Source organism: Dictyobacter sp. Z7_2, assembly GCF_057551105.1.
In genome coordinates this window covers 822,419-847,772 of sequence record NZ_BAAJPE010000001.1, presented here as the reverse complement: position 1 = coordinate 847,772, position 25,354 = coordinate 822,419, and the positions used below count along the sequence as shown (strand labels likewise).

The window sequence follows — 25,354 nt, the reverse complement described above, 5'->3', positions numbered from 1 at the left end:
TCTAGCTTTTTCATTTAGAGTATACACAATAAACTAGATATAGAAGTAGGCATAAGGTGGGCAAGAAGGGGGCAAGAACTAACAAAACTCAAATACGGGGCATGCTATCGTTTGATGAAAGATAGCATGCCCCGTATTTGATAGAGTAACAACCTTGTTACACAGAGATACATTTTGTGATGATACGACCTATTCCCTCAGTTTCGCAAGAATTCCTTGTAAAATATCTTCCGGCGAATTATACTTTTTCTCAAAGAGTATAAAAAGGTTATTGTTGGTTCCACTTGCAGGTGCGGCCTCGGCGATAATCTGGTGTGACAGGGCATGATTGATAACTCCTTTTGTAGTTGCATTTTTCCTTGCCCTGCGAATACGAGAAAAGAGAATAGATAGTATGGGCAAGATGAATTTGATCCCCCATTTCCAATGGTGTTTCCTTGCTGTTTCTTGGCGCTCTGTCTTCTCAAGGCAAGGAGGCCAAACACAATGAGGTATTTGTATCCATTGCCGAAACGCGTTTTTGTGATTCTGGTGTGTTTCTTGGCGCTTTTTGGTGCCACACTTCTATGGATACTCAATCTGGAGGTGATAGTTACTGGACCCTGGGCGACTGTTTTAAGTGTGCTCTGTACTGTTTTAGGTGTCGTGTTTGCATTTTTACAATGGAAAACGCCCTCCCCCTCCACTGTTGCACCGGCGCAGATACCATCGGTATCTATGTTGTCTCAGAGTGGCCTGTTTAACGTCCCCAAATCTCTTGGTGCGAATAAACAAAAAGGGGCACTTATTATTAAAGCACGAAAAAAAGATCTTGGGGCAACTATTCACCTCTGTGTTGGATTTATTCCTACATCAACCACAACAGATTTTGCTGCAAATATTACTGAACACGAATCTGGGAATAGATCGGTATTTCTTGCGCTCTTTCCGGTCCTTGAACCAGGCAACTATACCGTTTTTCTTCAAAATTCGTCATATTCTGCATTTGTGACGATCTATGCAAGACAAGTTTCTATGGTCGATTGTCGTATTCGCGTGGCCAATAGGTTGATGAAGATGATCAACAGGTTCATGAAAGGAGGAAATAATGGGTGCTTCCTCTTCTAGTTTTTCTCATCTTCTTCGTGATACGCGCTTGCGTTGCCATTGGTCTCAGGAACAACTAGCAAGGAAGATGAAAATTACGCGTGTGACGATTTCCCGGTGGGAGCGTGGTATTTCGGTACCATCGTCTGCACACTGGCGAGATCTGAGCGCTTTTCTGAATAGGCAGGTTGAGCCATTTTTTCTGTCAGATGACATTACTCATACAGTCATCGCTGAAAGTCAAATGATTGCTGAAGAGAAAGCTTTGGACGCTGCCTTTTTTTCACTCTTACACGTTCCTGTTATGGATCAAAGAGACATTTCACCGCTGGATTACCCTATATCCTCATTATCATCCCAAATACCAGCGTCAACTTCTTTGAGCTTATCAGAGGAGAAACGACGTATGATGCTTGAGCAAATACAACATGATCATGACATGTTTGAGATTGTGTCCGCTTTACTTAATCCCTGTACGACTCAAGGCTTTCGCATGCGTATGCTCGATCACCTGCTTTTTCCAAAGGAACCGCTTCAACAGGGAGCTAACCATGAATTTGCGCTTATTTCATTTTCACAGATCAAAAACGCTTTCGATCTTACTCAAAATGAAGAAATACAAAATATCCTTTTGAGGAACGTGGCTCATGATGGCGAATGATTCTGTTGAAAAAAAAGCAGTACCAAATAATCGGTTACGCCAAGAGCGGCAATTACGTAGTTGGACCTATAAGCAGGTTGCGAATCTAATTGACTTGCCTGATTTTCGTACTGTGGGTCGGTGGGAACGTGGTGTTACTTTTCCTTCTGCTTATTATTGTCAGAGGCTTTGTCTTGCTTTCGACAAAAGCCTTGAGGAACTAGGCCTGCTTAAATCCTCTTTCAAGGAGGATGAATCGAGAAAATACGTCAAACAAATGGGGGCATTTTCTCGATTACCCATCATCTTTAAAACATTTATCGGACGTAAACAAGAGGTCAACGATGTAAATAAGATGCTCATACGTCCCGATGTCCACTTACTCACCCTGCTTGGAACAGGAGGCATCGGGAAAACAAGCCTGGCAATAGTGGCTGCAGAACAGGCACAGGAGTATTTTGTCGATGGTGTGTGCTATATATCGCTCGCCCCCATCGTCGATCCAAGCATGCTCATTCCCACGCTGGCCTCAGCACTTGGCCTCCAGGATAGTACATCGCTCACGCCCATTCAACAGATCAAAAACATCCTCCGAGATAAACATATGTTGCTCCTCATGGATAATTTTGAGCACCTTATTAGTGCTTCAGGAGTAATTGAGGGGCTTCTCCAGGATTGTCCACAGATCAAGGTGCTGGTTACAAGTCGCGAGGTACTTCAACTGGCAGCTGAACATATTTTTGCGGTCTCGGCCCTCTCCAAGCCAGACCGTGACCATCTCCCCACAGCTGATCACATGATGCAGTTCGATGCCGTTACGCTCTTTGTACAGCGAGCTCAAGAATATCTTCCCTCCTTCACACTCACAGAGGCCAACGCAAACGCTGTCGCCGAACTCTGTATCCGATTGGATGGATTACCGCTCGCGATTGAGCTCGCAGCGGTGCGCATTAAGCTCTTCACTCCCCAGGCGCTCCTTAAAAAGTTAAATCAGAATCAACATATGCTGAAAAGTAGCGAGCGTTCTATCCCTGAACGGCACTATACACTCGATTATATGATCAAGTGGAGCTATGACCTGCTCAGTGAACAGGAAAAATGGTTTTTTCAACACTTCTCCGTCTTTCTTGGTGGAGCGCAACTTGAGACGATTGAAGCCTGTTTCAATGCTGTCATGCAGCCATCATCCATGATCAAAGACATGGTTGATGTAGTCGATTTGCTCCTGAACAAAACGTTGATTCAGCGTCTCGAACCACAGGAAAACAATGAACCACGTTTTATAATGATTGAGACGATTCGCCAGTATGCACAGGATTGTCTACGTGGGAGCGGTGAGTTAGAGGCTCAGTATCGTGCATACGCCTTGTATTATCTTCATCTTGTTGAGCAAGCAGCTCCATTACTAAAAGGAGCTGAGCAAGTGCGGTGGCTGGCAACGTTAGATCTGGAAGTGGATAATCTGCGTAATGCTTTGCGCTGGTTACTTGAACAACAAGAGACTGAGTTAGCCTTACGCTTTACCGAAGCTTTTAGTAAATTTTGTGGCTTACGTGGATATTGGAAGGAGGAAGAGCGCTATCTCACAGAGGCACTACAACTTCCCGCGCTTCCAGGAGCACCGCAGGCAATTCGCGCTAAAGTACTGCGACGAGCAGGACATCTCTCGTATCGTCTCCGTGACCTGGTCAATGCACGCTGGCAACTTGAACAGAGTGCAGCCTACTTTCGTGAAATCCATGACTTGGAAAATCTGGCAGGTGCGTTGAATTCGCTGAGCTGGGTCTTGTATCGAGACAACGAACCCGAAGAGGCCAATAATCTACTTCAGGAGTGCGTACAGGTGGCCTATCAATCTAAAAACGATTGGGTTCTGGCAAATGCGCTGGAAAGTTGGGGACGCTTCATGCGCAGCCAGGGAAAAAACGCGGAAGCCCACTTACTCCTGGAAGAGAGTATCGCAGCGGCCCGTAGGGCGCAAGATGCAGAAAGTCTGGCAAGAATACTGACAACACAAGTCAACATAGAAATAGCACAAAACAATCTCGAGCACGCCATGGAGCTTGCACAGGAGAGCCATGAGCTTGCTCTGGAACTTGGTACCAAACCACTGATTGCTCTGACTCTCGATGTGCTCGGCGATGTTGCCTTCCACCAGGGAAACTACCTGCAGGCTGGAGAGCTCTTTACAGAGCGCATTGGCATCGCTGAGCAACTTGGAGACATCTCAACCGCTATCAGCAGGCAAATAAAATTAGCCGAAGTGGTGCTCGCGCTCGGAGATGTCACGGAAGAAACTTCCAACATGGTCAAAAAGGCGCTGGATTTCCTCCAGAAACAAGGTGACAAATCTGAAGCCACGAGCTCATTATGTATCCTGGGAGATCTCCAACTGGCAGCTGGCAACCAAAAACATGCTGAGGACTGCTACCTCGCAGTCCTGCAAGGCTACAAAGAGCCTGGTGATAAAAAGCAGGTGGGCCGTAGCCTGATCGGTTTAGCTCAAATCATGCTGGAAAGAGGAAGGAACGATCTCGCTATGATGCTCCTGGGAGCTGCCACATCCTGGATACATACCTTTGATATGCATCCACAGCAACAGAGTAATTTCCAACGAGCGCAAGAAAGAGTCAGGCATATGCTGGAAGTGGCTAACACTACCTCGAATTTGGCAGTAGGGGAGAATATCTCCATTGAAAGTATTTTGAACTGCCTTTGATAGCTTCTCTGGTCCTTTCTGCCTCGAAAGAGGTTTAGTTGATGAACAAAATCTGCTACAAGGAGGTTCTATTATCCTACATAATATACAAAGCATGTAGCTGAGACCCTTAAGCGGTGTATAGCAAGGCCTTAAAAGATCAACTATAGAAAAAATATGTATGAAGTCTATCAGAGTTTGAGTATAGATGTGAGTTTTTTTGTAAGCAATAATTGTAATCGATATCGAGATTTCTATATTAAGATTGGCCAATTGTATGCCTTTTATCATTTTTTCTGGGTAGCTAGCTAGTCGATAAGATAGGCGTAATAGAGGAGATCTTTCAGTTTTTCTTGCACATCATGCTTGCTGCGGTCTGAGATATAGGGGAAAAATGGAAGCGCGCCAATGCGATCATTGCTCTGGGTATATAATCTGTTGCCAGGATAGATACAGTAGGCACTGCTGACGAATGGTGGAGGAAGAGATCCTCGGGTTCTGCTGGTTGGTGCTGCTTCCTGCTTGTAATGGATGTTGTTATAGTAGTTATCCATGGCTTGGATGGCATCAGGATGAGGCATAAATGTGCCAGACCGATTGGCTCTCCAGCGATATTTGGCGTCGAAGATTAAAACGGTTTGTGGCTTTTCTTCATGATACACTTCTACTGCCATGTCGGGAGTGAGAGGTCCTCCGGTTGAGGTCGTTGCGACGAGCACTGTGCGTCTATCTATTCTTGCTTGATTTGGATAGTAGGGTTCATATTTGATTTCTACACGTGTGCTATCTTTCTCCAGAATAATGCTGGCAACGTTCGTTTTCACGTTAAAATGAAAGAGGTTTTCGGTGATTTCGAAGGTTGTATTGGCAATCATCTGATAGCCCGCCTCTTCCAGGATGGCTATGATGATGCGGGTGACTCCAAAAATACTCCACATCTCATAGAGGGCGCTCACTTTTTTCAGGGAGAGGGTCGTAATGAACGTGTTCGTCTCGATCGTTGTTTGCAGGCGCTGCTGAAACTGCAAGTAGAGTTGATAAAAGCGACTATAGGCGGGATCTTTCTGGAGAAATTGGCTGGCGGAGCCAGTGATATTTGCATGTTTGACTCCTTGTAAAAATGCCTCACTCATCCAGTAGATGCAGCGCTGTTTCATCCAGTCACACTCTTGAATAACGGTGCTTAATTTGTGGCTTAACTGTTTGTCTTCTGGATTATGATAGCGTCGGTAGGTGATGTCGACTGCACCCTGTTCTTGTCTGGCTCGTTTCTGTATTGCTATGAGCTTGGGGATGAGTTGTTGTTGGATAAAGTATTTGAGCAAACGGTTCTCGTTGTTGTCATAGCTCAGATGAGGTTGCCGGACGATCCACTGTCGGGGTAAGGATGTCGAAGGGATTGGATGCAGATCAGGTGTCTGGCGTATAGGCAAGCGTACTCTGTCACCAGGGATCGGGATCATTTCTGGGGAGAAGCGTGTCATCTGTGGTATATTCTGTCGGATGGGCTCTGTATAAAGAATCGTGTGGGGCTCACGTCGTATGCGGAGCATAATATCACGCATTTCAGCGATGATTTTCCGAAGCTGCTTATAGTCCTGGAGCGCCGATGTCTGCTGGGTGCGTGGTATGTAGTGGGCGTGTTCTAATGCTGGTGAGTTCAAATGAAAGAGCAGGTCAATGGCGATTTGACTGAGCTCATCTTTCATGTGCTCATAGGCTTTTTGTGTGAACTTGTGAGGGAAAACACGTATCCAAGCCTCTTGATCTTGCTGGCCAGGCGCAGTCGCCGTGAGTGTATAGAGTCCTGCATAGTGTTTCGGATGAAAAAGCCACAATCCATAATGCTCGCTTTCAACTCTCTCCCCATCAATGAAAAGAGAGACTTCTTCTGGAGCGTATGGTGTTGTCTTAATTGTATATTCGCCGTATTCATGAAGATCGAGTTGCTGATTCTCATCGTCGGGACGACAAAAGATCAAGCGCCCTTGGATTGAGAGCCAGCTGTTAGCGCCAGAAACTGGTGTATCCATCGCGCTGTAACCTATATTTCATTTCATCCAGACGTTTTTCGGTACGTGTGAGCATGTTGTTGTGGGCAAAGGTAGACAAGTCATCGATGGTTTTCTTAATGACTTCTGTGCCACGTATGCGCGGCAGAATGCGTTGTTTGACTTGGAGATCGAAGGCGATGTTTGGCTCCAATAGTGCCTGGCTGTTTGCCATATAGCGTTCGATGTCATGCAAAATGCGGAAACCCAGTCCCAAATCTGCTCGATTGAGAATATGACTGATCTCGATGACTTGAGGCCGGAAGGTGCTGTCTCGCTGAGTACTGACATAACTGTGCCATGTGTAGGCTGAAAGAGAAATAGGCGAAGGTGGTAGCTCTGCGGGCTGGGGAGTTTTTTCCAGGTCGACACTGAAGAATTCTATGGTATTGGCGCGGTCGATGACTTTGTCACTGATTGATTTTGTCGTTTCATCGACGTTGATGGTGCCAGTAAAAAAGAGGTTGATTGGTAATTGGAGCAGAGGCTGTATCTGCTCTTTGTTCTCTAATCGTTGATACATACTCTCGCCTATCAGACGAACGATGCGCTCTTCGGGATTCTCTTCCTCCATCGCGCTTAAAAATTGTGAGAAATAGTGTTCAACGTGGGCCAAATTCATTTCATCCAGGCAGAGGAAATAGAGATTGGCTGTATCTGTATTGGCTTTCATGATGAAGTCTGCTGCTGACTCCGTGATGTATTGGCCACTAATCGTATCAAAATAGCCGAGCAGCGCCTGATCGTTGTACCAACTCGGATTGACTGGTAAGCGTAAATACTGTTTTTTATACCCCAATGCTTCGGCATAGAGCTGCGAGAGCTTGGATTTGCCCGTGCCAGAGAGTCCAGCCAGGATTGCAAACGGCCTGGTTTTCAAACAGATATGGTAATTATCGAGTGTTTCACGCTCAAAGTAATAACCTCGATCCGCTATATAGGCAGCTATTTTATCAAGTAATACCCGCTCTTCCATCTTACTACCACCCATCTTTGTCGTCACGATAAAGGTAAAATCACTCTCTGTTAATTGCAACGTCTCGCTTTGAATATGGTTGCGGAGTAGCGAAGTGAGCGTCTTAATATCATCCATCACGACGTTCTGTTGCTGAATCTCCATTAATTTGAGTGTCAGTGAGCCTGTGCTACGATTTAATGCTTCAACAGCATAAACGAATGGATAGATGAAATTGTCCGATTGAGGCTGCACTAACAGAATCTGGTCGCCGACCTGTAAGTGCGGGGCCGGTTGATTTAAGATAAGGCGAGATTGATGCGCAGTAATGCGCCTATGTGTGGAGGAGGTGGAGAGAAACAAGAGATAGGATTTACTCATGTTCCAGCTTTCTATTAATTTGAATATATAGAATACAAAGAAATAGGTTTAACTTTCTTTGCCACTCTACTGCAATCAGAGTGAAAAGTCAAGGAGAAAGTGGTATTCTCGTTGGAGGAGTATTTATTGACAGTCGAGAATTTGCTGGTTATAATGCAGGAACGTTGATGTGTTTCCTCATCGAGGTTTTATGATGAATATTTTTGATCTACGCCATTTCCTTATTGATGACTATGCCTCTTATATTAAAAGCTTTATTCAAATCAGAACTCCCCGCATACGAGACTATGTCCAGAGTACCTTATTTGAGGAGAATATGCTCTGGCCTGATCCATTGATTCAGTTGAATCCAGTTTTTGAGCCTGGACAGACAATCGATGAATTGGTGGCTGAAAATATCTTACATCAAGCGTGCGCGCAGATCTTTCGTCGTGGGAAGAATGCAGAGCATCCGCAAGGTGAGCTTTTACGCTTATATACGCATCAGGAAGAAGCGATTCGCATTGCACGTGAGGGACAGAGCTATGTGTTGACGACGGGGACAGGTTCAGGGAAAAGCCTCGCTTATATTATCCCCATTGTTGATTATGTCCTGCGCCATCCTGACCAGCCGGGCATCAAAGCCATCGTTGTCTATCCGATGAATGCGCTGGCGAATAGTCAGCTTGGTGAATTAGATAAATACATGCAGGTGCATTTTCCCACTTCTGCTCGTCAGGTCACGTACAGGCGTTACACTGGACAGGAGCGCCAGAGTGAGCGCGATGAGATTATTAATCATCCCCCCGATATTTTACTGACCAATTATGTGATGCTGGAATTGGTCTTGACGAGACTGCGTGAGCGACGACTGATGCAAAATGCACAGTTGCGTTTCCTGGTGCTGGATGAATTACATACCTATCGAGGTCGGCAGGGAGCCGATGTGGCGCTATTGGTCCGTCGTGTCCGTGATCGACTGACTGCGAGAGATGCAGAGTTGCAGTGTATCGGGACTTCGGCGACGTTGGCTGGTGCTGGTACCTACGCTCAGCAGCGTCTGGAAGTTTCGGTGATGGCTTCGCGTATCTTTGGCTGTGAGGTTCGAGATGATCATGTGATCGGAGAGACGCTGGTGCGTGTGACTGATGAAGTGCAGGAAGATGCTCCTGCATTCCACTCGGCACTCGCGCAACGCGTGGCGAACTATCACGCCTCACAGCCGCAAACCTATCGCGAGTTCCAGCATGATCCGCTCTCGATCTGGATTGAGAGCACCTTTGGGGTGCAACGGCAAACTGATGGACGCCTGGGACGCAGAAAACCGCTACGTATTACCGGGACAGGTGAGGCCGAGAGTGCTGCTGCCATGCTCCAACGGGTCACAGGAGAATCGGAGCAGCAATGCATCGAGGCCATCACGCAGGGATTGTTATCGGGCAATGAAAAGATTCGCAGTCCTCTTACTGGACGCGCTCCGTTCGCGTTTCGCCTGCATCAATTTATCAGTAAAGGTGATACTGTCTACAGCACGCTAGAACACGATCCTGAGCGCCATGTCACGCTTCAGCGGCAACAATTTGCGCCTGGTGGGCGTGAACGCGTCCTGTTTCCACTGGTCTTTTGTCGCGCCTGCGGCCAGGAATATTATGTGGTGCGCTGGCAGGATGAGTCTTCGTTCATTGAGCGCGAAGTGCGTGATCAATTACGTTACACCAGTGAAGGAACTGTTCCGCTTACCCAGAAAAATTCGCTGATTGGGGTCCCTGGCTTTCTCTATGTGGCTCAAGATGACCAGGATCAATGGCCGCTGGACGCGGCTGAGATCCTGGCGAAGGTGCCAGGGGAGTGGAAAGAGATCTGGAAGGATAAAGAGCGTCTGATTTCTTCTTCGATGAGGAAGAATGTCCCTCAACCGTATTATGTCACTCCTGCCGGACAGGTCCTGGATGCTGCTGAAGAAGAAGGACTGCTCTGTCATTTCATTCCAGCGCCATTTCGTTTCTGTCTGCACTGTGGCGTTTCCTATAGTACTTTTATCGATAGTGATTTTGAGAAGTTGACGGAGTTGAGCTCTGAGGGGCGTAGTACCGCGACGACGATTCTGAGTTTGTCTGCGATCCAGCATTTGCGTGAGGCTCAGGAACATGGCGATGCGTTGCAGATGGCGGCCAAGATGTTAAGCTTTACCGACAATCGACAGGATGCTTCGTTGCAAGCTGGTCACTTTAACGATTTTGTCGAGATTGGTCAATTGCGGTCTGCGCTCTATTGTGCCGTGAAGAAAGCGGGGAGCGCAGGAATTCAACACGATACGTTGGCGCAACAGGTCTTTGAGGCGCTGGCTTTGAGTCCGAGTGCTTATGCTGTCAATCCAGAAGCGAAGTATAGCGCCAGGGTCAAGACCGAGCAGGCGCTGCGGAACATTCTTGGTTATCGTCTCTATCTGGACTTGCGGCGTGGCTGGCGCATCACGTCTCCGAATCTGGAGCAATGTGGCTTGCTGCGCATTGAATATCAGGATCTGCGCGATGTGTGTGCAGATCAGAACTTCTGGCAAAGCACCTATAAGGCCAAAGAGAAGGAGGTGCAATATCATGAAGTGTTGCGCTCTCTTCCTGCGCATGATCTGTACAAGCTGTGCCGTACGTTGCTTGATCACATGCGGCGGGAACTGGCGATTCGGGTTGATTATCTGGATGAGACGCGACTGGCAGAGTTTAAGCAGCAAAGCAGCCAGCATCTGATCGAGCCGTGGGGCATGGATGAAAATGAAGAGCCGATTTTTGCTAGTCGTTTATATCCTCGCTCGCGTGGCAATGACAATGATCGCAGCGAGCGCTATCTTTCCGGTTTAAGTAGCTATGGTCGCTATGTGCGTACGATTCTGCGTAGCCACGATATTGTCATTAAGGCTGACGAGACCCAGAAAGTTATTCGTGATCTGCTGGTGGCTCTTTCGATGGTGGGACTGGTTGACGAGGTGCAGCCCGCACGTAGTCGGGGGAGAGGCAAAGGTGAAGGAGACCATCCCGATGATCTCCCAGTTGGAGGCTACCAACTGGCCGCATCCGCTATTATCTGGAATGCTGGCGATGGCACCGAACCGTATCATGATCCTTTGCGCACGCCGAATCTCCCCGATCTGCCGGAGCAACGGGTGAATCAATTTTTTGTGCAGTTTTATCAGGAGAACGCCAACGAACTCTATCGGATACGCGACTTGCGAGCGGCTGAGCATACAGCTCAAGTACCGGCGGAGCGGCGCGAGGAGCGTGAAGATGCCTTCCGCGCCAATGAGTTACCTATCCTGTACTGCTCGCCAACGATGGAACTGGGTGTGGATATCGCTGAGCTGAATGTGGTCAATATGCGCAATGTCCCTCCCACGCCAGCGAACTATGCCCAGCGCAGTGGACGCGCCGGACGCAGTGGACAACCGGCACTGGTTTTTTCCTATTGTTCGACTGGTAGCTCGCATGATCAATATTTTTTTCAACATCCAGGCAATATGGTCAGTGGAGCTGTGAGCCCGCCCCGGCTTGATCTGACCAACGAAGATCTATTACGCGCTCATGTCTATGCCATCTGGCTGGCGGAGACCCAGCTTTCCCTGGGGGAATCGCTGAAGGAACTTTTGGATGTCGAGGGCAATGAGCCAACCCTGGCGTTGCAGCCACATATTCTCCACCATCTACGCGATCTCCCTTCACGTCAGCGAGCTACGGTCCATGCGCAGAAAGTGCTGCGCACGCTGGCTGGTGATCTGACTGAGGCGGCTGCTCCCTGGTTTACTGATGAGTGGGTACAGATGCAGCTGGATACGATTGAGCAGAGTTTTGAGGCGGCAACTGAGCGCTGGCGGGGCTTGTATCGGGCGGCTCAGGCGCAACGCGATACGCAAAATGATATTGTGCGTGATGCTTCACGCGGCGATGATGATAAACAAAAAGCCAAGCGCTTGCGCTCGGAGGCCGAGGCTCAGATTGAACTGCTCACCGCCAGTAGTTCGTCTGAACGTACCGAGCTCTCCGAATTTTACAGTTATCGCTACTTTGCCAGCGAAGGCTTTTTACCGGGCTATAACTTTCCGCGCTTACCACTTTCGGCCTATATTCCGGCGCGGCGTGCAAAGCAGCGCGACGAATACCTTTCGCGTCCGCGCTTTCTTGCGATCTCCGAGTTTGCTCCCCGTGCAATTGTCTATCATGAAGGCTCACGCTACATCATTAATCGCTCGATTCTCTCGGTGCGCGATGATCGTTCTGGCGTGCTGACTAGCTCGATCAAGCAGTGCAAGCAGTGTGGCTATCTGCATCCGCTGGATGCGTCGCGCGCCATCGATACCTGCGTGCGCTGTCATCATAAGCAGTTCTGGGAGCTAACGACGCTCTATAAATTGCAAAATGTCTCGACGCGGCGGCGCGATAAAATCAATTCGGATGAGGAGGAGCGTCTGCGCCAAGGCTATGAGATTCGGACCGGCGTCCGCTTCCCTAATCGCCGTGATGGCAAGCCCTCGTATTTTGAGGCGCTACTTGAGGATGTACAGGGGGGGCCGCTTGCTCGCTTAACCTATGGGCAGGCGGCTTCCCTGTGGCGCATCAACTTTGGTCCGACGCGGCGCAAAGATAAAGAGACGCAGGGCTTTATGCTGGATACGGAGCGTGGCTACTGGGGCAAGGATGATGAGTCGATGGATGATCCCGGTGATGCCATGTCAGAAAGTCGCAAGCGCGTCATCCCCTATGTCGAGGATAGCCGTAATTGTTTGCTGTTTGAGCCGCTGATTCCTCTGAATGCCGAGCAGTTATTATCTGCGACGAATGAAAAGCAGCGGGAAAAATATCAGCGCTATCAGATGACCTCGCTTCAGGCGGCGTTGAAGAATGCGATTCAGGTGCGCTTTCAACTTGAGGATAATGAGTTGGCTGCTGAACCTTTGCCCGATGCGAAGGATCGGCGCATGATCTTGTTCTATGAAGCATCTGAAGGCGGCGCTGGCGTTTTGCGTCAGTTGATCGATACCCCGTTTGCAGTCTCAGCAGTGGCACGGGCGGCGCTGGAATTGTGCCATTTTGATCCTGACACGGGTGAAGATCACCTGAAAGCTGAGCATGCTCTCGATCCGTGCGAGGCCGCCTGCTATCACTGCCTGATGACGTATGCGAATCAGAAAGATCATCCTGGGCTGGATCGGCAGCCGCTGAAGTCGTATTTGCAACGCTTGCTGGGAAGTACGCCGGCGATCCAGGCGACCGAGCTGAATACGGTGGATGCATTGGATGAGACGCTGGCTGAGGTCGAGCAGGAGTGGTTGAGGCTGGCTGAGGCACACTTATTTGTGCCACCGGATCAGCATCATTGCGCGGTGCCCGGCACTGAGGTGGCTCCCGATTTCCTCTATACGCAAGACAATCGGGCGCTGGCAATCTATGTCGATGGCGATGCGCTTGAGCGTGTAGAGCGTGATGCGGCTGCGGTTGAGCAGTTAGAGGATGCTGGCTATATGGTGTTGCGCTTTGGAGCACGTGCACAATGGGATGCGCTGTTTGCTGAGTATGAGGATCTTTTCAGGAGGAATTCATGACGTATGCGGTTGGTTCGCTCGTCAAGGCGCGGGGACGCGAGTGGGTGGTGTTGCCAGATTCGGATGAGCAGATGTTGATTGTTCGTCCGCTTGGCGGGACGGATGATGAGGTCTCCGGAATCTTTTTGCCGCTAGAGGGACATGATGTTGCGCCAGCTCAGTTTGCTTTACCTGATCCGAAGCAATGGGGCGATTATCGCTCTTGTCGCTTGCTGCGCGATGCGGTACGCCTGGGCTTTCGGTCAAGCTCTGGACCTTTTCGCTCGTTCGCGCATATCGCCGTCGAGCCGCGCCCCTATCAGTTGGCGCCGTTGCTGATGGCTCTGCGTTTAGATCCTGTACGCTTGCTGATCGCCGATGATGTGGGCATTGGGAAGACGATTGAGGCTGGCTTGATCGCTCGCGAGTTGCTGGATCGGCGCGAAGTGGATCGGCTGGCGGTCCTGTGTCCTCCGCATCTGGCTGAGCAGTGGCAGACGGAACTCCAGGAGAAGTTTCATATCGATGCGGTCCTGGTGCTCTCGAGTACCGCAACGCAACTGGAAAAATACTGCCGTCAGGATGAGTCGCTCTTTCAGCATTATCCCTTTGTGATTATTTCGATCGATTTTATTAAGGCTGATACGCGCCGCGCCGATTTTGTGGCTGCGTGTCCTGATCTGGTGATCGTTGATGAGGCGCATACCTGTGCCTTTTCGCACGAGGCACGTGGAGGACGTCATCAACGGTATCAATTGCTGGCGAGCCTGGCCACGCGCAAGGAGCGCCATCTGATCCTGGTCACGGCGACCCCGCATAGTGGCGACGAGCAAGCATTCCGCTCTCTATTGACGTTACTCGATGCGGATTTTAAGGATTTGCCTGAAGATTTGAGTGGTCGGCAGAATGAGCGCTATCGCCAGCAGTTGGCGGAACATTTTGTGCAGCGCCGTCGCAGTGATATCCAGGCGTTTCTGAAGCAGGAGACGCAGCTTGAGACGCCGTTCCCTGATCGTGATGATCTGGAGAAGCAATATATTTTGACGCCAGAGTATCGCCGCCTGGTTGATCGCATTATGAGCTATGCGCGTGAGACGGTGCGCGATACCAGCGGCGGACGCGGACATCAGCGGGTGCGCTGGTGGTCGATCCTGGCGCTGCTGCGCTCGATGGCATCCAGCCCGGCAGCGGCGGCCACCACATTGCGCAATCGTGCGCAGGTCGCGGATATCGAGTCGGAGGCGGAGATCAATGCGATTGGGCAGCGGACGGTGCTCGATCTGACCGATAGCGATACGACTGAGGGGATCGACATTACTCCCGGTAGCGATTTTGAAGCTGAGGCTGATGCGTCGGGTGGCGAGAAGAAGATCCGGCAGCGCCTGCTGGCAATGGCCCGTGAGGCGGAGTCGCTGCGTGGAGCCAAGGATGCCAAGTTGCAGCAGGCAATGGTGCTGGTCGCACAGATGGTCAAAGATGGCTATCAGCCGATTGTCTTCTGCCGCTTTATCCCGACCGCCGAGTATGTCGCGCAGGAGCTGCGGAAGTATTTGCCTCATGCGGTTGAAGTCGCCGCCGTTACCGGCGTCTTGCCACCAGCCGAGCGCGAAGATCGCGTAGAGCAACTGTCACACGCGGCACAACGCGTCCTGGTCTGTACCGACTGCCTGAGTGAAGGTATCAATCTGCAAGAGTCGTTCAACGCCGTTTTACACTATGATCTATCATGGAATCCTACGAGGCATGAGCAGCGCGAAGGGCGCGTGGATCGCTTTGGACAGGCTCATCCGAAGGTGCGCGTGGTGACCTACTATGGTAAGAATAATATTGTGGATAGTATTGTGCTCGATGTGCTGATCAATAAGCATCGCAAGATCCGCAGTACGCTGGGGATCTCGGTGCCGGTGCCACTGAATACCGAACAGGTGGTGGAGGCGCTCTTCGAGAGTGTGTTGACCCATGATGAGGATCTCTCGGAGCAGCAACAGTTGCCGGGCTTTGATAATCCGATCCGTACGCAGCGCGAGGAGCTGTTTAAGCGCTGGGATGTTGAGGCGGAACGTGAGAAAGTTTCGCGCAACCTCTTTGCCCATCATAGTATCAAGACCGAAGAGGTGCGCAAAGAATTGGAAGCGGTCCGCTCCGCCATCGGTATCGCCACCGATGTCGCGACGTTTACCAGCGATGTCTTGCAAGGCTACCATGCCTCAGTCAGCAGCACCGCCAATGGCGAGATCGTGGATTATCGCTTGAAGGATGTGTCGCTGCCAGTCAAAGATGCGATCGGAGCGCAACGCTATCAGCTCAAGGGAGAAGAGAAGCATCTGCTGGTCAGCTTTAGCCGTCCGGGACTGCCCGGCACCATCTATTTGAATCGCACGCATCCGCTGGTGGAGGGTCTGGCCGGCTATGTGATGGATACATCGCTGGACAGTGTGCCAGATGAGCGATATCCAGCGCTGGCCCGGCGTAGTGGAGTCATCAAGACGAGTCAGGTCAAAACGCGCACGACGCTATTGCTGGTACGCATGCGCTTCCACATTACGACGCCGCAGCGAGTCGGGAGTGAGGCGCAGCCGCTGCTGGCCGAGGATTGTCACATCTTCGCATTTGAGGGTGTTCCGGCGACGGCTCGCTGGCTGGAGAATGAGCAGGCGGTTGAGCATCTACTCTCGGCGACATCTGAGGCCAACCTGCCCGGCGTTCAAATCCAACATTTCTTGCAGCAAGTCCTGAGTGGCTATCAGGAACATCTGGCTCCCCATTTGCAGGATTTGGCATTCGAGCGTGCTGCCGCCTTGAAGGATGCTCATCGGCGTGTCCGACGTGCGTCCTCCTTAAGTATCCGCACCGTCGCCGTCGAGCCGCAATTGCCACTCGATATCCTCGGCGCTTATGTCTATCTGCCCATGCAAGGCTAATGTCCCTACGAAACTAAAGCAACTTGAGAGAGGATGCGGTCCGTTTATGCGTAATCGTCAGCAATCAACGTTTTCCAGCGTGAGCAGCGAAGGGGCACTGTTGCCCCTCGACGTCTTGCAGCGCATCGCCAATTTCGATCCCGAACTGGGCGGCATGAGCGCCGAGGAGTATTATAACGAGGGCGAGAAGCTCAATGAAGTTATCAGCCGCTCCTGGTCCAAAGTTCTGCGAGCCTGGCAAAAGTTCCAGCATCAGGTCACGGACCTGGCAGAGAGTCAGAGCGGCATCACGCAGACACGCGAGCTGTGGTTGTTGCCACTCTTTTCGGAGCTGGGCTATGGACGCTTATTTACGATCAAGCCGCTAGAGGTTGCCGAAAATAGCTATCCGATTTCACACGGCTGGCAACATGTGCCCATCCATCTGGTTGGCTTCAGGACCGGTCTGGATCAGTTGAGTCGGGGGACTGCGCTGGCGACGGGTGGTTCCGGCAACTTCAAGCGTAGCCCATCGAGTCTGGTGCAGGAGCTCTTGAATCGTTCGCCCGACCATCTGTGGGGCATCGTCTCGAATGGCTTGCACCTGCGCTTGCTGCGCAAAAACGTCAGCCTGACACGGCAGGCGTATGTCGAGTTTAATCTGGAGTCGATTCTGCGTGGCGAGCTCTATGCTGACTTTGTGCTGCTCTGGCTGCTCTGCCATCAATCGCGCTTCGAAGCCGAACGTCCCAGCGATTGTCGACTGGAAAAGTGGTCGCGCCTGGCTCAGGATCAGGGGATGCGTCTGCTCAACAAGTTGCGCGATGGCGTCGAGACGGCGATCAATACGCTGGGAGCTGGCTATCTGGGTCATCCAGCCAATCAGGAGCTACGCCAGAAGCTACGCGATGGTCTTGTGTCGCCGCAGGATTACTATCGACAGGTGTTGCGCTTTGTGTATCGCATGATCGTGCTCTTTGTCGCCGAGGATCGCGACGTCCTCTTCGCGCCCGAAGCCGATGAGCTATCCAAAGCTCGCTATACCCGCTACTACTCCACCGCTCGCTTGCGCCGACACGCCGAATTGCGTCTGGGCACGCGCCACTCCGACCTCTATCAAATCCTCTGGCTGGTCATGGAACAGATCGGCGGAGAAACAGGCTCGCTCGGCTGTCCAGGACTCGGCCTGCCCGCCCTCAACGGCTTCCTTTTCTCCTCCCAGTCAGTCAGCGACCTCGTTGGTTGTCAGCTGACCAATTTCGACCTCTTAAAGGCCGTCCGCTCGCTCTCGCTGACCTTCGATAACAACGTCCCGCGCCACGTCGACTATAAAAATATCGGCTCCGAAGAACTGGGGAGCGTCTATGAATCGCTGCTCGAACTGCATCCAGAAATGAACATCGAAGCGCGCACCTTCGCCTTGACCACTGCCAGCGGCAACGAACGCAAAACCAGCGGCAGCTACTATACGCCGACCAGCCTGATCGATTGCCTCCTCGACTCCGCCCTTGATCCAGTCCTCGAAGAGGCGTGCAAGGACAAGCCCAAGGCCGAAGCCATCAAAGCGATCCTCGACCTCAAAGTATGCGACCCCGCCTGCGGCAGCGGACACTTCCTGATCGCCGCCGCTCATCGCCTCGCGCGCAGCCTCGCCGCCATCGTCACCGATAGCGAAGAGCCAGACGCGCAAGCGCGCCGCGCCGCCCTGCGCGACGTCGTCGGACACTGTATCTACGGCGTCGATATCAATCCCATGGCCGTCGAACTCTGCAAAGTCAACCTCTGGATGGAAGCTATCGAACCCGGCAAGCCGCTCTCCTTCCTCGATGCTCATATCCAGTGTGGCAACAGTCTGCTCGGCAGTACTCCCGCACTCCTGCGGAGCGGCATCCCCGATAGCGCCTTCAATCCCATCGAAGGCGACGACAAAAAAATCTGTAGCGAATTCAAAAAGCGCAACAAGCAATATCGCGAATCTGGACAGCTTACGCTCTTCGACGAAGAGAATGAAATGCCCTGGGATCGTCTGGGAAATCTTGCTGCCAGCATGACTCAGATGGAGGAGATGGATGATGATACCGTCGAGGCGATCCATCGCAAAGAAGAAGAATATAACAACCTCATCACATCCACAAACTACGAAAACGGTAAACTGCTCGCCGACGCCTGGTGTGCCGCCTTCGTCTGGAAAAAGAATAGCGAATTTGCCTATCCGATCACCCAGGAAATCTTTCGCCAGCTGGAACAGAGTCCCTATAACATTGCTGGCTGGATGAAGGACGAGATCAAGCGTCTTGCTGAGCAGTACCAATTCTTTCACTGGCATCTGGCCTTCCCTAAAGTTTTCAGGCTTCCTTCGAAAGGCGAGACTCCTGAGAACGAGCAAGTTGGGTGGTCTGGTGGTTTCGATGTGGTGTTAGGCAATCCTCCCTGGGAACGAATCAAGATACAAGAAAAAGAATGGTTTGCTTCACGAAAACCAGAGATTGCTGAGGCTGCTAATGCGGCACAACGTAAGCGTATGATTACGCAACTTCAATATGACGATCCTGAGTTATATACAGCATTTTATGAAGATCAGCGTCAGGCAACTGGCGAGAGTCATATCGTTCGTGATAGTGGCCTCTATCCTTTATGTGGTCGGGGTGATGTCAACACCTACGCAATTTTTGCTGAGGATATGCGACACATTATAGGATCGACTGGCCAACTTGGTTGTATTGTTCCAACTGGCATCGCGACAGATAATACAACACAATTCTTCTTTCGTGATCTTGTTGACTCTATGACAATTGTAAGTTTTTTCTCTTTTATCAATGAAGCCAAGTTATTTCCAGGTATAGATCATCGTGTAAGCTTTGCTTTGCTTACTATTTCAGGTGTTCGAAGGCAAGTGACTAAATCCGATTTTGCTTTTGGCATATATCGCACAGATGATCTACACCTGGATGATCGGCATTTTTCACTGTCTGCTAATGAAATTTCATTGCTTAACCCAAACACAAAAACTAGTCCGATTTTTTATTCAAAGCGTGATAAAGAAATTATTGTCAAGATCTATAAGAGCATTCCAATTCTTATAAAAGAGGGAACACCAGAAGAAAATATATGGAACATTAAATTTCATAGGATGTTTGATATGGCCAATGCTTCGCATCTTTTTCGTTCACGTGAACAATTAGAAAAAGAAGGCTGGAGCTTAATCGGTAATGTGTTCGAAAAGGATAATGATTGCTATTTTCCCTTGTATGAAGGAAAAATGATATGGCAACTGGATCATCGTTTTGGAACTTATGTGGGCCAAACACAAGCTCAAGCAAATCAAGGTAAATTGCCTGAATTTAATCAGCAACAACATTTAGATCCTTTATTATTTCCTTTGCCTCGTTATTGGATTCATGTTTCTCATAAACCTAATGCATTATCCAAAGACGTGAATGCGCTTTTAGCATTTAGAGATGTGACAACATCTTCGGTTCTTCGTACCGCCATTTTTTGTATAATACCACCAGTTTTTTGCAATGATAAACTTCCAGCTATTGTGGTTAAACAAAAGAATCCTCGAAGAATAGTATATTTAGCTAGTTGCGCATCTTCATTTATATTTGATTTTGTTACACGGAAAAAATTAGGTGGATCCAAGATGGCGTTTTTTTTGTTGAAACAGATACCTATATTATCACCTAGTAAATATGATGATTTTTGTGATTGGAATGGCACTATGTCGTTAGGCGATTGGGTTTGGTTTCATTTTATTGAACTTACTTACACTGCATGGGATCTTGAAGCCTTTGCCAAAGATTGCGGCTATAACGGCCCTCCCTTTCGTTGGGATGAAGCACGACGCTCTTTGTTGCGCTGCGAGCTTGATGCTGCCTACTTCCATCTTTATGGTATCAAGCGTGATGATGCTGATTACATTATGGATACATTTCGGGTATGGAGAGAAAAAGAGGAAAAGCAAATTGGCGAGTACCGCACGAAGCGCGTGATCTTGGAGATCTACGATGAGATGCAGCGAGCAATTGAGTCGGGAGAACCATATCAGACGAGGCTTGATCCTCCTCCAGCTGATCCAGTGGTCGCGCATGCGCCTCGGACGAGTATTGAAGTCTAGTCATAAACTTTTTCCTGCAACTGTTCTTGGCGCTCTATTTCTGTTGCAGATAGTTAGCTATACCTATCTGTATTTTATGAGAGTACTGTATAAAGTCTATCTATCAATTAAAGCTATATCAGAAAAGTTGTGTGATTGTATTGAGGATTAATATTCATCACCTTTTATGTTAGAATGTTTAAGCTAGAAAAAGAATTATATTGTACCTTACCTCTTAAAGGATTGGAAGCGATGAAGAAAACATCTGTAGATGTAGCACAATACAGGATCGCTATAGTTACTGCCCTTCCAAAAGAATTTGCTGCAGTTGAAGCAATGCTTGATTATCATAGTGACATAGCCTTTCTTGATGATCCTGGACGCTATACGGTTGGTGTGATTGGTACACATCCAGTTGTAGTAACGTTGTTGCCTAGAATGGGTAATAATCTTGCTTCTGCTATCGCTAGCAATCTTCTTCGTAGCTTTCCTAACGTTACTGAGGTACTCATGGTTGGGATTGCAGGAGGTGTGCCAGACCCAAAAAACGTAGAGAGCCATGTTAGACTTGGCGATATTGTTGTCTCTATGGATCGTGGCGTAATACAGTTTGATCTTGGTAAACGTGAACAGGTTGTTCACGAAGGCGAAGCGCCCAATGCTCATTTCACTATTCGTGCCACAGATCCGCCGCCTTCGGCTCGTTTGCAGCAGTCAGTACACTTTTTAGAAGCGAGGAGGATACGCAACGAGTATCCTTGGGAGCAATATATTCGCCGTGCTACTCTCCTTGAAAATGCTGCGAGGCCCTCAAACACGAAGGATGTATTGTATGACTCTGTCGATCCGAATAAAATCATTCAGCATCCCAGGGATTCAACACGAACTTCTCGAAGAACAAAACTTCACTACGGTTTGATTGGTTCATCTAATACTTTGCTGAAAGAACCATTGTTACGTGACCGTCTTCGTGACGAACATAAAATTCGTGCCATTGAGATGGAGGGTTCTGGAATTGCCACAGCCACATGGATGAATGGTAAAGCTGGATATCTTCTCATTCGTGGAATTTGTGATTATTGTGACGCGCATAAGAACGATGTATGGCAAGGGTATGCGGCAGCCGTAGCAGCAGCATACGCTAGAGCTTTGGTTGAATCTATTCCAGAGGACACTCTGACATTGACTACCCGTCAGCAATCCGAATTTCAACCAGGCGAACGCAATATTAACATAAGTGGTAATGCTGTAGGAGCTACGATTATTAGCGGCGATCAGAACATTGTGCGCTAGAATAAGAAACATTAATAAAATGCCTGATCAAAAACCCTTGGATGAGCTCTTAGAAGCCTTGAAGCCAATTATAGACGGTAATGCTAATGCTACTGATGAAGAAATATTGCAGAACGCATTGCAAAATAGTCAGTACTCTATTAAAATCGGAGATCGCTCTGTAACAATTGGTGGTAATGCTAATGATGCTGTTATTGTCACGGGTGATGGAAATATCGTATACATCATTAAGGATTTAGACAGTTATACTCTTACCATCATGAAGCGGCTCATTGAAAAATCCCTTGCTTTGCCAGCCTTACTTACACCAGAACAATTTTTTCAACGAGCCGAAAAGGAAGCATTAGTTGGACATAACCAGTTGCTTGTTGGTCGTGAACTCCTTCTTGAAAAAATTAAAGGTGAGTTGACGAGAGATATCCAGTTGCTTGTGCTTTATGGATCAGGAGGAGTAGGAAAAACGCGCTTATTATTCTCTTTGCAAGAGTGCGTTCAACCGGAGACCACGATCTGGTTTATTCGTACTGAGGCTGAGTCTATTGAGCATGCTATCGCTGTATTAGATCAGCAACATTCCCTTGTAATTGTAATTGATGATGCGCACCATTTTGAACCCCTGAGACACGTTCGTGAAATTCTGATGAATCCAGGCTTTACTGGAAAAGTGACAATCGTTCTCGTTACACGCCCCAATTTTAAAGATATGATGGTTGATAGCCTATCACCATTGCGGGGAGATCGCGTGAGCTTTATGAACGTGGGCTCGCTTACCAATGCAGATATAGACCAAATTTTACAACAACGGCCATTTACAATCACACATGAACACGTTCGACATGCCTTAATAAATATTGCTGATGGGAATCCGCTTTTTGCCTCCATTGCGGCTCGTGTTTTTCAAAATGGCGCTCCTATATCAGCTCTCACACGTGATCAAGTACTTACTTCTCATCTTGATACTATTATTCATGATCTGGCTAGAGATGATGTTGATAAAAATTACTACGAAGACTATATTAGCTATCTCGATGTACTTGCAGCGTTAGGATCACTTGAAATCCACAATCAAGCTCTGATGAAGCCAGTGCATCAGCTTATTGGAGTCTCACAGCAGGAAGGAGACCGTATTTTAACGAAACTTCAAACGGCAGGTTTAGTGAGCAAGCATAGATCTACATGGACTATAGCCTCAGAAGTCCTGGCTGACTATATCCTTTTTCGTCACTTTTTTAATCCTCAAACTAAACGCCTCGATTATCGTCAATCTATTATCGAAACATTTTTCGCAGTGAAGCCCAAAGATATCTTAAAGCGTTTGGCTGAAGTGGAACTGAAAGGTAACTCGCAGGAGGCAGAATCACTATTAGCAGATTTATTAGATGGCTTATCTCAACTTATTAAAACGAGAGGAAATGCTGGTAAGTTAGAAATACTAACTTTATTGAATGATGTCGCTTATTTCCACTCGGACGATATATTAGCAATCGTTATGGATATAATTGATAAACCAGTGTTGGAGATCGAAACTGTTCATTATCCTGGATGGGGCAGCTTTGCAATTAGTCATGAAATGGTTCTTTCTCAAGTCATAGAACTTCTGGGTAGCACGATACATGGACTTAGCTTGGACGATGCTATTACTTGCCTTCACAAACTCACGATATATGAGCTCAAGGAACGCTCATATATGGCAATACGGGATAAAGCAAAGCATGCTTTAATTGGTATCGCTGGGTTTATAGAAGGAAAACCCTATGTAACCCAAAAAACGTTGTTACGATATATTTCCTCGTGGATTGAGCAAGATTTTACTGAAAATTGGAGCCTGAGTGTTGACCTCATTTCACCTATGCTTAGTATGAGATGGGAAATTACAGAGCAAGATCCAATCGAGCCTTCTGTTATTAGAATAAAGTGGGGGGTGCTCTCCCATAGTGACATGCTTTTGGAAATACGTCAGCAAGCCATCAGTTTGCTTCTCAAAATGTATCAGTTATCTACTTACCTTACAGAACGTGTGAAGATTGTGAAAGCTCTAGAAGGAGCTATACCTAGTGCAGGGTCAGACATTGAAGTTTCGCTGGAAACCCAGACCTGGTTGCGGCCCGATTGTATAGAAGTAGCCTGTTTCTTGGGTAACGTGGTGAGTACCAGTATGGAATTACCAGTCTTAGATGCAATTGCAAATTGGCTCACATGTGCTTTGTATTCGGGAAAGTACGAGGGAGAAGAACTTCTACACATACAACAAATTTTAAATACTCATTCCCAATATCAATTATATTGTTTGCTTGTTGGCCGTTTTCGATACAGTAACCAGGATGAGAGGTTGGATTGGCGTGCAAATGAATCAAGGCATGTTCAACAAATCAAGGTTTTTCTAGAGAGAACTTCTGAGTCAACAATAACACAGATGCTAGACGATCTTACACTTATTGCAGAACGAGCTCATGAGGCAAGTTTAGACAATGATGTGTACTGGTTGAGTATTTTACTGGAAAGGCTGGGAGAATATTATACAGCTTTTGCTGATCAACTAATCGTGAAAGCCTTATCAGATAATTCTGCACTGAAAATCCACTTTGAATATCTATTAGCAGGTCTGTATCGTAGCAACCCTGAAAAAGCCATAAGGTATATTAATTTGTGGGTTACAAGCACTGATGAGCTGCTCTCTAGTATTGCTGTAAGGGGCTATCGTTTTATCAAATGGGATAAACTGCAAGAAGCTGAATGGAATGTTTTCTATCAATTTGTCTCTGAAAGTTCTCCTCAACTTGACGTGAATATTTTGCCGTTAATACCAGATATTTGGCCTCATAAGCCAAACCTAGCCATAGATTTACTCAAAGCAATAGCAAAACGTGGCGACCAAATCATACTGCATCGAGTCGCAGATATTCTTACTGAACCTGATATAAAAAGTGAAAGAAAATGGAAAGTTCAGATTACTAATAAACAAGATTTTGTTGATATCATCCGAAATTTTGAATCATTATCGGATTTTGATTATACAATGGAGGGTCTTTTAGATCGCTTGGGACAATTAGACCCAATGTTAGTAATAGACTTTTTTGAAAGGCGTATTCAATATAGTCTTGAGCATAAAAGCCAGTTTACTGGATATAGTCACACACACTATCGTGCAATTCCCTTTAGTTTCAATACTCCAATGGAAAGCATTCGATCAAGTGTAGTATACCGTGAGGTATTGCAACGTATATGCAACTGGACTCTCAATGAAACTTCTGCTTTATATGGTCCAGCTTCACAGATGTTAAAATTAGTCGCTGGCCATCTTGACGAAACTCTTTATGATGTTCTGATCGAATGGGTCCAATCAGATATTCTTCAAAAACAAGGAATTGTGGCTCAAATATTATATATGTTTAACGAGGGTCAAGCATTTTATGATTTAATTCGTGAAATTATAATTCGGACAGGTAATGAATCTGTGATAGATACAATTAAGGCTGTCATTGCTAGCACACCGAACTCAAGTGCTCTCAGTGATTTCCGAAGTTTTTATCAGAAACGTATATATGATTTGTCTCCTTGGCTTCAAGACAGCCATCTGCGTGTTCGACGTTTTGCAAAGGGTGAAATTTTATATTTTAGACAAATGTTAGAAAATGACGAAGAGGAAGGTAGAGAGAAAACGTAACAACACTGTCAACTTGTTTTTTATCGATATCGTGGAGAAATA

At 48.0% G+C, this 25,354-nt stretch carries 10 protein-coding genes; 8 read left to right on the top strand and 2 right to left on the bottom strand.

What is annotated here, in order from left to right:
- The first annotated feature begins 504 nt into the window (after window positions 1–504).
- Genes AC27N8_RS03150 through AC27N8_RS03140 form a run of 3 tightly spaced genes read left to right on the top strand, consistent with a single transcriptional unit; the run spans window position 505 to window position 4,445 of the window.
- Window positions 505–1,107 carry a hypothetical protein gene (locus AC27N8_RS03150; protein ID WP_487063866.1) on the top strand — a complete coding sequence of 201 codons (603 nt, stop codon included), beginning with the start codon at window positions 505–507 and terminating at the stop codon, window positions 1,105–1,107.
- On the top strand, window positions 1,088–1,747 hold the full coding sequence (locus AC27N8_RS03145; protein WP_487063864.1) for a helix-turn-helix transcriptional regulator: 660 nt from the start codon (window positions 1,088–1,090) through the stop codon (window positions 1,745–1,747). Before AC27N8_RS03150 ends, AC27N8_RS03145 begins: the two co-directional genes overlap by 20 nt.
- The gene (locus AC27N8_RS03140; protein ID WP_487063862.1) at window positions 1,734–4,445 is read left to right on the top strand and encodes an NB-ARC domain-containing protein; all 2,712 of its coding nucleotides are present in this window, start codon (window positions 1,734–1,736) and stop codon (window positions 4,443–4,445) included. Before AC27N8_RS03145 ends, AC27N8_RS03140 begins: the two co-directional genes overlap by 14 nt.
- Window positions 4,446–4,732: 287 nt before the next feature.
- Here AC27N8_RS03140 and AC27N8_RS03135 read toward each other — a convergent pair whose 3' ends face one another.
- Complete coding sequence (locus AC27N8_RS03135) at window positions 4,733–6,457, bottom strand: DUF2357 domain-containing protein (RefSeq protein ID WP_487063860.1); 1,725 nt, start codon at window positions 6,455–6,457, stop codon at window positions 4,733–4,735.
- On the bottom strand, window positions 6,432–7,811 hold the full coding sequence (locus tag AC27N8_RS03130) for an McrB family protein (protein WP_487063858.1): 1,380 nt from the start codon (window positions 7,809–7,811) through the stop codon (window positions 6,432–6,434). The genes AC27N8_RS03135 and AC27N8_RS03130 overlap by 26 nt, the downstream gene beginning before the upstream one ends.
- A gap of 190 nt (window positions 7,812–8,001) precedes the next feature.
- Between AC27N8_RS03130 and AC27N8_RS03125 the strand changes: the two genes are divergently transcribed.
- From AC27N8_RS03125 to AC27N8_RS03105, 5 genes are all read left to right on the top strand, one after another.
- Window positions 8,002–13,380: a DEAD/DEAH box helicase gene (locus AC27N8_RS03125; RefSeq protein ID WP_487063856.1), complete on the top strand. Its 5,379-nt coding sequence runs from the start codon at window positions 8,002–8,004 to the stop codon at window positions 13,378–13,380.
- A complete protein-coding gene (locus tag AC27N8_RS03120) occupies window positions 13,377–16,280 on the top strand; it encodes a helicase-related protein (RefSeq protein ID WP_487063854.1) in 2,904 nt (967 codons plus the stop codon). Before AC27N8_RS03125 ends, AC27N8_RS03120 begins: the two co-directional genes overlap by 4 nt.
- Before the next feature lie 46 nt (window positions 16,281–16,326).
- Entirely contained in the window at window positions 16,327–20,376 is a 4,050-nt protein-coding gene (locus tag AC27N8_RS03115) for an Eco57I restriction-modification methylase domain-containing protein (RefSeq protein ID WP_487063852.1), read from the top strand.
- Between the two features lie 231 nt (window positions 20,377–20,607).
- Entirely contained in the window at window positions 20,608–21,648 is a 1,041-nt protein-coding gene (locus AC27N8_RS03110) for a 5'-methylthioadenosine/S-adenosylhomocysteine nucleosidase family protein (RefSeq protein ID WP_487063850.1), read from the top strand.
- A 19-nt stretch (window positions 21,649–21,667) separates the two neighbouring features.
- The gene (locus AC27N8_RS03105; protein ID WP_487063848.1) at window positions 21,668–25,312 is read left to right on the top strand and encodes a hypothetical protein; all 3,645 of its coding nucleotides are present in this window, start codon (window positions 21,668–21,670) and stop codon (window positions 25,310–25,312) included.
- Window positions 25,313–25,354 lie beyond the last annotated feature (42 nt).